8 protein-coding genes are annotated in these 13926 nt (G+C 72.2%); 3 read left to right on the forward strand and 5 right to left on the reverse strand.

Annotated elements, in window-relative coordinates; translation table 11 throughout:
* Positions 1-286 precede the first annotated feature (286 nt).
* Positions 287-2605 (forward strand): heavy metal translocating P-type ATPase, encoded by a 2319-nt coding sequence (locus ACQEU8_RS25140; RefSeq protein WP_433104836.1) that lies wholly within the window; start codon positions 287-289, stop codon positions 2603-2605.
* A 107-nt stretch (positions 2606-2712) separates the two neighbouring features.
* Here ACQEU8_RS25140 and ACQEU8_RS25145 read toward each other — a convergent pair whose 3' ends face one another.
* From ACQEU8_RS25145 to ACQEU8_RS25160, 4 genes are all read right to left on the reverse strand, one after another.
* Positions 2713-4488 carry an ankyrin repeat domain-containing protein gene (locus ACQEU8_RS25145; RefSeq protein WP_433104838.1) on the reverse strand — a complete coding sequence of 592 codons (1776 nt, stop codon included), beginning with the start codon at positions 4486-4488 and terminating at the stop codon, positions 2713-2715.
* 64 nt (positions 4489-4552) lie between these two features.
* Complete coding sequence (locus ACQEU8_RS25150; RefSeq protein ID WP_433104840.1) at positions 4553-5572, reverse strand: DNA polymerase Y family protein; 1020 nt, start codon at positions 5570-5572, stop codon at positions 4553-4555.
* A complete protein-coding gene (locus ACQEU8_RS25155; protein WP_433104842.1) occupies positions 5569-9054 on the reverse strand; it encodes a DNA polymerase III subunit alpha in 3486 nt (1161 codons plus the stop codon). The genes ACQEU8_RS25150 and ACQEU8_RS25155 overlap by 4 nt, the downstream gene beginning before the upstream one ends.
* 634 nt (positions 9055-9688) lie before the next feature.
* Positions 9689-10453: an SDR family NAD(P)-dependent oxidoreductase gene (locus tag ACQEU8_RS25160; RefSeq protein WP_433104844.1), complete on the reverse strand. Its 765-nt coding sequence runs from the start codon at positions 10451-10453 to the stop codon at positions 9689-9691.
* Between the two features lie 128 nt (positions 10454-10581).
* Between ACQEU8_RS25160 and ACQEU8_RS25165 the strand changes: the two genes are divergently transcribed.
* On the forward strand, positions 10582-11292 hold the full coding sequence (locus ACQEU8_RS25165; protein ID WP_433104846.1) for a TetR/AcrR family transcriptional regulator: 711 nt from the start codon (positions 10582-10584) through the stop codon (positions 11290-11292).
* A gap of 125 nt (positions 11293-11417) precedes the next feature.
* Positions 11418-12446 (forward strand): aspartate-semialdehyde dehydrogenase, encoded by a 1029-nt coding sequence (locus ACQEU8_RS25170; protein WP_433104848.1) that lies wholly within the window; start codon positions 11418-11420, stop codon positions 12444-12446.
* Positions 12447-12633: 187 nt separating this feature from the next.
* Here ACQEU8_RS25170 and ACQEU8_RS25175 read toward each other — a convergent pair whose 3' ends face one another.
* Positions 12634-13677: a S1 family peptidase gene (locus ACQEU8_RS25175; protein WP_433108697.1), complete on the reverse strand. Its 1044-nt coding sequence runs from the start codon at positions 13675-13677 to the stop codon at positions 12634-12636.
* Positions 13678-13926: the final 249 nt, after the last annotated feature.

A 13926-nucleotide genomic window follows, 5' to 3' on the forward strand; every position in this document is an offset into this window, starting at 1 on the left:
CGGCTCCTCGCGCTGTGAGGGATGTGGGGGGGTGGGAGCGGAGCTGTTGAATCGCCGTCAACTTACGCGTGAGTAGGGTCACTGACCAGTAGTTGTACGGGGGAAATTCGGCGCGGACACCGGCCGGATTCCGCGCCCTGCGCACTTTCCCTGCTCCTCGCACAGCCGTGGAGTGGCACCACCGCTTGAAATTAATACCCCCTAGGGGTATACAGAACTCGTGCACTACCAATACCCCAGGCGGGTATGGCAGAGTGGGCACGCGAACTGTTGACCTGGAGGGACCATGTCCGCGACGCATCAGAGCACGGAAAGCACCACGGGCGCCGGAAGCCCGGCCGCCGGCACCGAGGTCGAGCTGGCGATCGGCGGTATGACCTGCGCCTCCTGCGCCGCCCGCGTCGAGAAGAAGCTCAACCGGATGGACGGCGTCACGGCCAGCGTCAACTACGCGACGGAAAAGGCCAAGGTCAGCATGGGCGAGGGCGTCCAGGTCGCCGATCTGATCGCCACCGTCGAGGCCACCGGCTACACGGCGGCCCCGCCCGAGCCGCCGCGGACGGAACCGGGGCCGGCAGCGGGCGGCGCCGACGCATCCGCCGACGCCTCCGCCGCAGCGGACGCCGAGCTGCGCCCCTTGCGGCAGCGGCTGATCGGCTCGGTGATCCTCGCCGTGCCGGTCATCGCGATGGCAATGGTGCCCGCCCTCCAGTTCGAGTACTGGCAGTGGCTCTCCCTCACCCTCGCCGCGCCCGTCGTCGTCTGGGGCGCCTGGCCCTTCCACCGCGCCGCGTGGACGAACGCGCGGCACGGCGCGGCCACCATGGACACCCTCATCTCGCTCGGCACCTCGGCCGCGATGCTGTGGTCACTGTGGGCGCTGTTCTTCGGTACGGCGGGGATGCCCGGGATGACGCACCCCTTCGAGCTGTCGATCGAACGGAGCGACGGCGCGGGCAACATCTATCTGGAAGCCGCCGCCGGCGTCACCGCCTTCATCCTCGCCGGGCGGTACTTCGAGGCCCGCTCCAAGCGCAAGGCGGGCGCGGCCCTCAGGGCGCTGCTGGAACTGGGCGCCAAGGAGGTGACCGTCCTGCGGGACGGCCGCGAGGTGCTGATCCGCACCGAGGAGCTGGCCGTCGGTGACCGCTTCGTCGTACGCCCCGGCGAGAAGATCGCCACCGACGGCACCGTGGTCGAGGGCAGCTCCGCCGTGGACGCCTCGATGCTCACCGGCGAGTCCGTGCCCGTCGAGGTCGCCGCCGGCGACAGCGTCACCGGCGCGACGCTCAACGCGGGCGGCCGACTGGTGGTCGAGGCCACCCGCGTCGGCTCCGACACCCAACTGGCGCGGATGGCCAAGCTGGTCGAGGACGCGCAGAACGGCAAGGCGGCGGCGCAGCGGCTCGCCGACCGGATCTCCGCGGTCTTCGTACCCGTGGTGATCGGCCTCGCCCTGGCCACCCTCGGCTTCTGGCTCGGCAACGGCGTGGGGCTGACCGCGGCCTTCACCGCCGCCGTCGCCGTACTGATCATCGCCTGCCCCTGCGCGCTGGGGCTGGCCACCCCGACCGCGCTGATGGTCGGCACCGGACGCGGCGCCCAGCTCGGCATCCTGATCAAGGGCCCGGAGGTGCTGGAGACGACCCGCAAGGCCGACACCGTCGTCCTGGACAAGACCGGCACCGTGACCACCGGCGCGATGACACTGCTGGCCACGCATGTGGCGGACGGGACCACCCAGGAGCAGGCCCTGCGGCTCGCGGGCGCCCTGGAGAACGCCTCCGAGCACCCCATCGCCCAGGCCGTGGCCAAGGGCGCCGAGCGGGAGTACGGCACGCTGCCCGTCCCCGAGGACTTCGCCAACGTCCCCGGGCTCGGCGTCCAGGGCGTCGTCGAGGGCCACGCGGTGCTGGTCGGTCGCGAAAAGCTGCTCTCCGACTGGGCATTGGAGCTGCCGGCCGGGCTGGCGGCCGCCAAGGAGGAGGCCGAGCGGGCAGGTCGTACGGCCATCGCGGTCGCCTGGGACGGCGAGGCCCGCGCCGTCCTGGAGGTCGCCGACGCGGTCAAGCCGAGCAGCGCCGAGGCCATCCGGCGGCTGCGCGAGCTGGGCCTGAGGCCGATGCTGCTCACCGGCGACAACCGGGCCGTCGCCGAGTCGGTGGCCGCCGAGGTCGGCATCCCCGCAGAGGACGTCATCGCCGAGGTCATGCCCGAGGACAAGGTCGGCGTCGTCAAGCGGCTCCAGGACGAGGGGCGTTCGGTCGCCATGGTCGGCGACGGCGTCAACGATGCGGCGGCGCTGGCCCAGGCCGATCTGGGCCTGGCGATGGGCACCGGCACCGACGCGGCGATCGAGGCCGGTGACCTCACCCTGGTACGGGGCGACCTACGGGTGGCGGCCGACGCCATCCGGCTCTCGCGGCGCACCCTCGGCACCATCAAGGGCAACCTCTTCTGGGCCTTCGCCTACAACGTCGCCGCGCTGCCGCTCGCCGCGGCGGGCCTGCTGAACCCGATGATCGCCGGTGCCGCGATGGCCTTCTCCTCGGTCTTCGTGGTGGGCAACAGCCTGCGGCTGCGGAGGTTCCGCGCGGCGGAGTGAGGGCTTCGGACGCCGGAGTGGAGGCCGTCACCGTCATGGGTGACGGCCTCTCGGCATGGGTTACGGCCCCGCGGCGTGGTGACGGCCTCACTTCATGGCTGACGGCCTCACGGCTCGAACGGCACCCGGACCCAGCGGCGGGGCGGCCCGGTCAAGGGCTCCGCGTCGCGCAGGCTCATGCCCGCCATGGCGCAGGCGTAGGCGAGCTCCGCCGCGCGGTAGGGGGCGTCTTCGCCGGTCTGCCAGAACCGGAAGCGGTAGAACTCCGGTGGGTCGCCCTCGAAGGGTGAGAGCCCGAGCTCCTCGTGCCGCACCATCCGGCCGTCCCGCGCGAGATCCCCGAAGGTGCCGCCCTTGGCGTTGAAGTAGAGCCCGTACGCCGTGGTGCCCGCCGAAACCCTCCTCAGGAATTCCGGAGTGGCGGGCAGACTGCAGATCGGCTGGATGACGACACAGCCGTCCTCGACACCGGTCACCCCGACCCAACGCCCGCTCTCCTCGTAGTCGTCCGGGTCGAAGCCGCCCGGGCCCGTGCCGTACGGGCCCGGCTCGCGGTCCAGGTCGAGCACCGGGCACTTGTCAGGGGAGGAGCCCAGTCGGCGGATCAACTCCTCCTCGTCGACGCCCGCGACGAAAGCGGCGCTGAACCCCTCCGTCTCGACCTCCCGGAAGAGGTCGATGAGCCGGTCGGCCTCCTCCTGCGCGGCGCGCTCCTCGGGGGTGAGCGGCACCGCCCCGGGCAGGTTCTCGAAGAGCGGGGCCAGGGAGGGCAGGGTGAGCGCCAGCCGCCCGGGCGTCCAGCCGTCGATACAGGGGCGCCATCCGTCGGCGCCCGCCTCCAGCAGCGCGGCGACGGTCTCCGCTTCGTTCTCGCAGACGGCCTGCCACAGCGGGGTCACACCCCACTCGTCCGCCGCGTCCGGGTCGGCGCCGCGCCGCACCAGTTCGAGAAGGACCTCGGCCGGGGCGCCGGCCTCCGCGGCCGCGTGCAGCGGAGTCTGTCCCTCCTCCGCCGCGTTCCCGCCCAGCGAGCAGGGGTCGGCCCCGCCGTCCAGCCCGGCCCGTACCAGGGCGATGTCGCTCCAGCCGCCGAGCGGCATGTCGTCCCAGTCGGACCGGGGGGCGTGGCGACGCGGGTCGGGCTCGGGCTCGGGCCGGGGCCGACCGCGCCGGGCAGCGTCGGTGAACCGCTCGTCGGGCACGGAGGCCAGGATGTCGGCGGGCCCGCTGGAGGCGAAGCCGAAGCTGGTGACCTCGTCCTCCTCCGGGTCCGGATCGGGCACGGTGGTGCCCAGCCCGGGCCAAATCTCCACCGCCTCGGAAGCCGCGGCGCGTATCTCCGCCGCGTCCAGCTCGGTCCTGGTCTCGGGCACGTCCTGGTCGGGCCACTCGATCACCAGCGTCAGCGGCCCCTCGGGGGGCAGCGCGGAGAGCAGGAGGTCCACCTCGGTCCGGAAACCGGCGCCGCTCCCGCCGTAGCTGGTCAGGGTGTACCGCCGCCGGCCGCTGCCCGCCGGAGGGCAGGGCCACGGGTCGCCGTCCAGCGTGGTCACCCGGATCCCACCGGCGAGCAGCAGCCCGACCCTGAGCCCGCCGGAGCGATCGCACTCCGGATCGAGGAAACCCCCGGTCTTCATACGGCGCAGAAAGGCGACCAGATGGAGCGTCACCGCGTCGGGCCACACGGAAAAGCCGGTGAGCATCACCCGGGCCTGCGGCCCCGCGCCGACCTGCGTACGGCGCGGCAGCACGGCGGGCAGAAACCAGTCCTCCGGCGGCCGGTCCACCAGCGACTCCGGTGTGGGCGGCCCCAGTTCGAGAACCAGGGGCCGTTGCTCCTCCGGCTCTTCGTCCGCTACGACGAGATCATCAAAGAAACCCATGCCCCGGATGCTGACACGCCCCACTGACACCGGAGTTGATCGAGCTCCGGTACTCCGCGCAGGCTCAGGCGGCCCGCGGCGGGTCCGAGCCGGCCGGGCGTACCGCGTATGGGCCGAAGCGGCGGCGGGCGCGGTCGGCCGCCGCCTCCGCGCGGCGGGCCTTGTCGTCGCGTACGTCGAACGACAGCTGCCGCGCGGCCAGTTCGGCGGCGATCAGCTCCTCGGCGCGCAGGGAGACACCGCGTACCCGGGCGCGCTGGAGGGCCAGTGCGTCGTGCAGGGCGTAGGCCACGGTGGCCAGTGCGGGGGTGTGGGCCGTGGGTTCGGAGAGGGTGCGGGTGCGGGTGGTGGCGGAGCGGTCGGCGTAGCGGACGGTGAGGGTGAGGGCCCGGGCCACCTGCCCCTCGGCGCGCAGCCCGAAGCCCAGTTCGTCGGCGAGGGTGAGCAGCGCGCCGCGGCGGCGTTCGGCATCGAGTTCGTCCCGCTCGAAGTGGTGCTCGGCGCTCACCGAGCGCGACGGTGCCGTAGGGGTGACGGGCGTGGGGTCGATACCCCGTGCCCGCTCGTGCAGCCGGCGGCCCGGCGCGGCGCCGAGGATGCGCTGGAGCGTGCCGAGCGGTGCGGCGGCGAGCCGGCCGACGCTGTCGAGTCCGTACGCGCACAGCGCCCGCGCCGTCGCCGGGCCGACCCCGTGCAGCGCGGCCACCGGTCTGCGGTCGAGGAACTCGGCGGCCTCCTCGGGGCGTACCTCGCGTACCTGTCCCGGCGCGCCCGCCTGGGCGGCCATCCGGGCGAGCAGCGGACTGTCCGCGACGCCGATGGTGCAGTCGACGCCGTACAGCGCGAGTGCGCGCAACCGTACGAGCCGCGCCAGTTCGGCGGCGTCCCGCTCGAAGTACCGCAGCGCGCCCCGGACATCGGCGAGCGCCGCGTCCGGCGGGAGGGCCTGGACGACGGGGGTGATGTCGGTGAGCAGGGCGAGCAGCGCGTCGTACCGTTCGGGCGCGAGGCCACCCGCGGGGTCACCGAAGTGCACGTAGAGCACATGCGGTTCGCCCGGTGCGTTCGCGGATCTGTCGTTCATCCCGCGCTCCCCGGGCTGGAGTGCCACATCTTGCGGAGTGCCTTGCTGGAGGCCGCCGTCTCGCCCGCGGGGCGGAGGTCGGCCCAGGGGTGCATCTCGTAGCCGGGGGCGACCTCGATGGTGCGGCCGGGTGCGGGTTCCCCGCCGTCCTCCGGGCGTTCCTCCCCCAGCCGCGCGGTGACCGCCTCCAGGCCGCCCGTACGGCGCAGTTCGACCAGTTCGGCCAGGTCCCAGGCCGCGGAGCCGACGACGGTGAGGCTGCGCGGGCCGCGCCGCTGGACCACGCCGCGCACCAGCAGCAGCCAGGAGTGGAAGACGGTATGGGCGCAGGCCGCGTGCGAGTCCTCGAAGAAAGCGAGGTCGGACAGCCCTGTGCCGTCGTCCAGGGTGGTGAAGATGACGCGCTTGCCCGAGGCGAGCGGCGGGGTCTGGGTGGCGGCCTTGGCGCCCGCGATCAGCACCGTCTCGCCGTGCCGTGCCGAGCGCAGGGAGCGGGCCGAGTGGGCGCCCAGCTCCCGCAGGAAAGCGACATGATCGGCCATCAGATGGCGGGAGGTGTCCATGCCGAGGACATCGAGTTCGGCACCGAGGCGTTCGCTGCTGTCCAGGTCGGGCAGTTGGACGGGCTCGGCCTGCTGCGTCGTACCCGCTGTGCTGCCCGATCCAGCGGACTCCCCCAGCGCGAGCTGCCCCTCGCGCGCGCCGGCCGCGCGCTGGGCGCGGTGCAGTTCGGAGATGTGCAGCAGCAGGTCACGGCGGTTGCCGCCGGGCGCGAAGGCGTCCAACGCGCCGACCTGGGCGAGACGTTCGGCCACCGGGCGGGAGGGGCGGGCCCGGCGCCAGAAGTCGCCGAGCGAGTCATAGGGCCGGCCGGCCTCGATACGGGCGGCGTCGGCCTCGCTGATGCCGTGCACCTCGGCGAGCGCGAGCCGCAGCCCCCACACCCCGGATTCGGACTCCAGTTCGATCCGATAGGAAACCGAGGACCGGTTCACATCCAGCGGCAGCACCGGTACCCCGCGCCGCCGTGCGTCCGCCAGCAGCAGCCGCTTGGGATACATGCCCGGGTCGTGCTCCAGGATCCCGGCGTAGAAAGCCGCGGGGCGGTGGGCCTTGAGCCATGCCGACTGGTAGGTCGGTACGGCGAACGCCACGGCGTGCGCCTTGCAGAAGCCGTACGAGCCGAAGGACTCCACGACCTCCCAGGCGTGGGCGATCACCCCGGCCGGGTATCCCCGCCGCGCTGCCGCGCGTTCGAACCAGAGCTTCGCGGCCGGACGCTGCTCGTCGTCCTTGAGGACCCGCCGCACCTCGTCGGCCCGGCCCCGGTCGCAGCCGGTCAGCCGGGAGAGGATGCGGATCACCTGTTCGTGGAAGATCGCCACTCCGTACGTCTCGGCCAGCGGCTCCTCCAGGTCGCGGTGCGGATGCCGGATGCGGCGCCGCCCGTGCCGGGCCTCGATGAAGGGGCGGACCATGTCGGCGCCGACCGGCCCAGGGCGGAAGAGGGAGATGTCGACGACCAGATCGTGGAAGGTCTCCGGCTGGAGCCGCCCGATCAGTTCTCGCTGACCCGGTGACTCGATCTGGAAGCAGCCCAGCGTCTCGGAGGCCCGGATCAGCTCGTAGGTGGGCCCGTCGCCCTCCGGAACGGCGTCCAGCTCGATCCGCTCCCCCGTCGCACGCTCGACCTCGGCAACCGCGTGCGCCATCGCCGACTGGAGCCGGACGCCCAGTACGTCCAGCTTGAGCAGCCCGAGATCCTCCACATCGTCCTTGTCGAACTGCGCCATCGCGAAGCCCTCACCGCTGGTGGGCACCACAGGCGTACGGGCACGCAGCGACGAGTCCGAGAGCAGCACCCCGCACGGGTGCATCGCCACCCCGCGCGGCAGCCCGTCCAGCGCCTCCACCAGCTCCCAGAACCGCTCCCCGTGCTCCGCGGGCGCCCCCTCCTGCCGCAGCTTCTCCAGCTCCGGCAGCTCGGCCAGCGCGGCGCGCGCGTCCCGCGCCCTGATGTGCGGGAACGCCTTGGCGAGCCGGTCGGTCTCGGCCGGGTCCAGCGCCAGGGCAGCGCCCACGTCGCGGATGGCGTGCCGTACCCGGTAGGTCTCGGGCATGGCGACGGTGGCCACCCGCTCCTCGCCGAAGCGTTCGAAGATGGCCCGGTAGACCTCCAGCCGCCGGGCCGACTCCACGTCGATGTCGATATCCGGCAGCTCGGCCCGGCGTGCCGAGAGGAACCGCTCCATCAGCAGCCCGTGCTCGACCGGGTCGGCGTGCGCGATGCCCAGCAGATGATTGACGAACGACCCGGCACCCGACCCGCGCGCGGCAACCCGGATCCCCATCTCCCGCACGTCCGCCACGATGCGCGCCACGGTCAGGAAGTACGAGGAGTAACCAAGCTCTTCGATGACAGCCAGCTCTTCGTCCAGCCGCCGCCAGCGTGCGGAGTCCTTGCCGTAACGGCGGGTGACCATCGCGGCGGCGCAGTGCGAGCGCAGGGCACGCGCCGCCGTACGACCGCCGGTCCCGGCCAGCCGCGGCTCGGGAAAGTGCACCCGCCCCAGCCCCAGGTCCTCCTCCGGATCGACCCGGCAGGCTTCCGCGGTCTCCTCGGTGAGGGCGAGCAGGCGGTGTGCGGTGCTGTGCCGGTACCCGGCGGCCTCGGCGATCCGCTCCGCCGCCTCGGCCATCTCCTTCGGCCCCTTCAGCCAGCGCTCGCCGTTGTCCAGGCCCTTGCGCGGGTCGACGGGTACGAGACGGCGTGCGGCGTCCAGCACATCGGCGACGCCCACCTCGCCGGCCGGGGCAGCCGGATCGGCGTAGCGCACGGCGTTGGTCAGTACGGGCTTCACCCCCTCCCGGGCCGCCAGCCCCAGCGCCCTGGCCGCCTCGCGCAGCGGCCCGGAGCCGGAGACGGCCAGCCGGAGCGCGTCCCCGTAGATCTCCCGCCACCTGGCGAGGAGGGCGGCGGCACGGTCGGGGCGCCCTGCCGCGAGAGCCCGGCCGACGTCGGAGTCGGCGCCCAGCAACACGGTCACGGCTTCGCCCCGCAGCGCCGCCCATGGGAGGAGGGGCTTGTCCTGGCCGCGCTGCCCTTCGGCGTGCGCCGCGGTGATCATCCGGCACAGTTCGGCCCAGCCGTGGGCGCCGTCACGGGCGAGGAAGACGACCCGCTGGGCCGACTCGTCGACAAAGCTTCCGCCTCGGACCGGGGTACGGCGCCGGCCCCCGGCCCGCGCGCCGTCCCGGTCCACCGGCTGTTCGACGGCGAGGTCGACCCCGTACACCGGGCGCACCCCCGCCCTGGTGCAGGCCTTCGTGAAGCGGACGGCGCCCGCGACGGTGTCGCGGTCGGTGAGGGCGACCGCTTCCATCCCTCTCTCGGCGGTGCGCTCCGCGAGGGTTTCGGGGTGGGAGGCGCCGTAGCGCATGGAGAACCCGGAGGCTACGTGCAGGTGTGTGAAGCCCGCCATCTGTGTCACCTCCCGCCTTCGTGCCCCCCTCTCTGTCCCGAGCCACCACAATAAACCAGCCATCGAACCTTTATTCGATTCGCCGGGGGCGGGTGGGCGAGGGCCGCGGGTGGGTGGGCTGCGGGTGGGTGGGGGTGGTGGTGGGTTGAGGGCCCCACCCCGGGGCCCCTCCTGTGTTGGGGGCGCTGCCCCCAAACCCCCGGTCCTCGCCGGACAGGCGTTGGGGCGGCTCCGCCCCCCAACTGCCCCCCGCTACGGGGGCTCCGCCCCCCTAGGAGCCCCCCCGAACCCATGCCCCCGTCTGGACAATCAGTCCCCCGCCCCCGCTCCAGGACTATTCGCTGCGGGTGGCGCCCATATCTGGGGTGGATAACAGCCCCCATTGCTCCAACCCCAGATATGGGCGCCACCCGCAGACAAAAGGCAGTAGCCCTGAAGCGGACGGCTCTTACGTCAATAGGTGGCGGTCTTGCGGAAGGGGGGGCCTAGGGGGCGAAGCCCACCTAGCGGGGGGCCGTTGGGGGGCGGAGCCCCCCGACACGACCCCTCGGCGGCAGCCGAAAAACAAAGGAGGCGTGCCCCCACAAGCAGCCATCCCGGCGGCAGGCGGGAGGAGCCGCCACAACGCGGCCCCTCACATGTGGGTGCCGCCGTCTATGCGGAGCTCGGTGCCAGTGATGAAGCCCCCATCATCGGAGGCCAACATCGCAATCGCCCCGGCCACGACCTCCGGACCAGCGAACCCCTCCCCAATCGCAGGCACCAACTTCGCGAAAAGCTCGAAATCGGCATCCTCCGGCAACCCCGGATTCCGGGTCATACCGGAGTCGATGGAACCCGGCGCCACACACACGGCCCGCAACCCCCGCTTGCTGTACTCGGCCGCGATGGCATGCGTAAAGGCCTGAATGCCCCCCTTCGTCGCGGCGTACGCCGCCATATAGGGATGCGCAAAACTCGCCGAGGTCGAACTGAAATTGACGACGACCCCCTGCCCGCCGGCCAGCAACGCGGGCAGCGCCTGCCGCGTCACCAGAAAGGTGCCGGTGAGATTGACGCCGATGATCCGGTTCCAGAACTCCAGGGTCATGCTCTCGGTGTGCCGCGAATCGAGCACACCCGCGGCGTTGACCAGCACATCCAGCCCACCGAGACGCTCGATCGCGGCGCCGACCCGCTCCCGTACGGAGCCCTCGTCGGCGATGTCGACGAGGGCGGTGCTCAGCCGCCCGTCCGTACCGGCCTCGGCGGCCAGTGAGCGGGTCTTCTCCAGCCCGGCCTCGGCGATGTCCGCCGCGGCGACGCTGCCGCCCTCCGCGAGTATCCGCAGCGCGGTGGCCTGGCCGATGCCGGAGCCCGCGCCGGTGACAAGGACCTTGCGGTCGGTGAAGCGGTTCATGACTGCTCCTCACAAGCTCGATTCCATGGCGAGCAGGACCTGCCCTGCAACCGTACGCCGTAATGGCACACAGTGCCGTAAAGGCTTATCGTGCAGCCCGGACAGCCCGGCGGCATACGCTTTCGTCCATGACCTCGCAGCCCTCCCCCCGTCCCGTCAGGCCCTCCCCCCGCCCCTCCCTCACCGAGCGCCGTAAGGCCGAGACCCAGCGGGAGATCGCGCGGCACGCCGCCGAGCTGTTCTCCGAGCACGGCGCGGCGGGCGTCACCGCGGAGGGCATCGCGCAGGCGGCGGGCGTCTCGCTGCGCACCTTCTACCGCTACTTCCGCACCAAGGAGGAGGCGGTCACCCCACTGCTGACCGGCGGGGTACGCCAGTGGCTGGCCGACCTGGCCGCCGCGCCCGCCGAGCTGTCCGTGGCGCAGGCGCTGGAGCACGCCGTCCGGGCGGCGCTCACTCCGGACGGGCCGTACGCGGATCTCCAGGCCGAGGCCCTGGAGAGCACCCGCGGCCTGCTGCGTGCCGTCCCCGGCGACCCGGCGCTGCGCTCGGTGTGGCTGCGGGTGCACGCGGAGACGGAGGAGGCGCTGGTGCCCGTACTGACCCGGCTCGCGCGCGAGGGCACCGATCCGCTGGAGCTGCGGCTGACGGCCGCCGCGGCCAACGCCGCGATGCGGATCGCGATGGAGACCTGGGCGACCACAGAGGCGGAGCCCGACGATCCGGAGCAGGGTCCCGCCGCACTCGCCGTACGCTGTCTGCGGGGGCTGACCGAGGGACTGCGCACCCCCCGCGCACAGGCCTCCGCACGTCAGCCCGCTCCCGGTGCCGGGCTGTGACCGAAATCAAAGTACTGGCACCCCGTACCCGGCACCGTGCAGGGTAGGGGCACGCACGACACCAGCGCGGCGAAAGGCGCAAGCCTCGCAAAGCCGCGCGCTCAGCGAAAGGCAGAAGGAGCCCCATGAAGGTCGGGATTGTCGGAGCCACCGGTCAGGTCGGCACAGTGATGCGCGAGATTCTGGCCGAGCGTGATTTCCCGGTCGACGAGCTGCGCCTGTTCGCCTCCGCGCGCTCCGCGGGCCGGACGCTGCCCTGGAAGGACGGCGAGGTGACCGTCGAGGACGCGGCCGCCGCCGACTACACCGGGCTGGACATCGTCCTGTTCTCCGCGGGCGGCGCCACCTCGAAGGCGATCGCCGAGAAGGTCGCGGCGCAGGGGCCGGTCGTCATCGACAACTCCTCGGCCTGGCGGATGGACCCCGAGGTACCGCTGGTCGTCTCCGAGGTGAACCCGGAAGCGGCCAAGCGCCGCCCCAAGGGCATCATCGCCAACCCGAACTGCACCACCATGGCCGCGATGCCGGTGCTGCGCCCGCTGCACGCGGAGGCGGAGCTGACCGCGCTGGTCGTCGCCACCTACCAGGCGGTGTCCGGCAGCGGTCTGGCGGGCGTCGCCGAGCTGGAGACCCAGGCCCGTAAGGCGGTGGAGAACGACGCCGCTCGGCTGACCTTCGACGGCGAGGCGGTGGACTTCCCGGAGCCGGACAAGTTCAAGCGACCCATTGCCTTCAACGTGCTGCCGCTGGCCGGTTCGATCGTCGACGACGGCCTGGCCGAGACGGACGAGGAGCAGAAGCTCCGCAACGAGAGCCGCAAGATCCTGGACATCCCCGGGCTGAAGGTCTCCGGCACCTGTGTGCGCGTCCCCGTCTTCACCGGCCACTCGCTCCAGGTCAACGCCCGCTTCGCGGGCCCGCTCAGCCCGGAGCGCGCCGCCGAACTGCTCGCCGACGCGCCGGGCGTGGAGCTGTCGCCGATCCCCACCCCGCTCCAGGCGGCGGGCAGGGACGTCAGCTATGTGGGCCGTATCCGCGCCGACGAGACGGTGGAGCACGGTCTGTCGCTCTTCCTGTCCAACGACAACCTGCGCAAGGGCGCCGCGCTCAACGCCGTTCAGATCGCCGAGCTGGTCGCGGCCGAGCTGAGCTGACACTCCATAAGCGGCACTACTCCGTAAGCGGCACTGAAGCGGCACGAAGGCCGCACAGCACCACGGAACCCCCCGGACCGAGTCCGGGGGGTTCCGCTGTGGGGGGGTTGGAGCCCCTCCGCGTAAGGGGCTCACCAGGATCCCGCGTGGTGGCCGGGTACTGCGATCGGCCGGTGGGGGGTCAGGGTCAGCCGATCTTGGCGCCCAGCGCGTCGAGCGCGGCGGGCACCGGCTGGAAGTAGGTCTCGCCGCCGGAGGAGCAGTCACCGCTGCCGCCGGAGGTCAGACCCAGCGCCTTGTCGCCCGCGAAGAGCGAACCGCCGCTGTCACCGGGCTCGGCGCACACGTCGGTCTGGATCAGCCCGTCGACGGTGCCCTCCGGGTAGGAGACCGAGGCGTCCAGCGCCTTGACCGTGCCGTCGTGCACCTTGGTGGTGCTGCCGCTACGGGTGACCTTCTGGCCGACTTCAGCTTCGCCGGGGCCGGAGATGGCCTGCTTGCCGCCGTCGTAGAGGTTGACCTCGCTCGGGTGCTCGGTCTCGCCGGTGTAGGTGGCGATGCCGTAGTCGGCGCCCGGGAACTTGCCGTCGCCGCTCTCGGCGATCGGCTCGCCGCCCTGCTTGTCGGACCAGGAGGAGATCGCGGTGGTGCAGTGGCCCGCGGTCAGGAAGCCGGGCTTGCCGTCCTTGGTGGTGACGTTGAAGCCGAGCGAACAGCGGCTCCCGTCACCCCAGATGGCGTCGCCACCGGCGATCTTGGTGGTGTACTTGCCGTTGGTGCGCTTCAGTTCGACCTTGCTGCCATGGGCCTTGAGCTGCTTCTTCAGCTTGTCGAGCTTGGCGCCCTTGACCGTGCTGTCGGCGGTGACGACAACCTTGTTGCTCTTCACGTCGACGGCGCGGGCCGTGCCCGTGACGTCGTTCTCGGTGAGGGCGTCCTTGGCGGAGCTGAGCTGGGAGAGCGTGTGCTCGACGACCCGAGCCTTGGCGCCCGCCGCCTCGACCTTCTCCTTGGCCGCGTCGTCGGTGACGTTGACGACCAGTTTCTTGGCCTTGGCGTCGTAGTAGGAGCCCGCGTCACCCTTGATGTCCGAGGTGAGCTTGGAAGCGAGCTTGGCCGCCGAGGTTGCCGAGAGGGTCTTGGCCGTGGGTGCTTCGGGGGCGGCGTTGGCGGTGGTGACAGTGAGGGCGCCGGCCGCGAGGGCCACGGCTCCCGCACCGGCCACCAGCATCCGCCGCTTGGGTACGCGTCGGTGGTTGGACAACGTGATACCTCCAGTGGGGGGTTGGGCCCGCCCGAGGTGTGGGCGGTCCCGGAGGATGTACGGACACGAGCCTCTTACCCAAGAGGAAGTCGCGTCCATGCCAACTTGTGCGCCGAGTATTGCGATCCACCGATGGCCGCACAAGGCTCAGATCGCGTCAGCCGACCGGAAGTTCGGTCTGCCTGTCAAGGTGCCGAACGTCCCTTCCTGTCCCTG

The sequence above is a fragment of the Streptomyces sp. CA-250714 genome (assembly GCF_050936705.1).
In the GTDB taxonomy this organism is placed as follows: domain Bacteria; phylum Actinomycetota; class Actinomycetes; order Streptomycetales; family Streptomycetaceae; genus Streptomyces.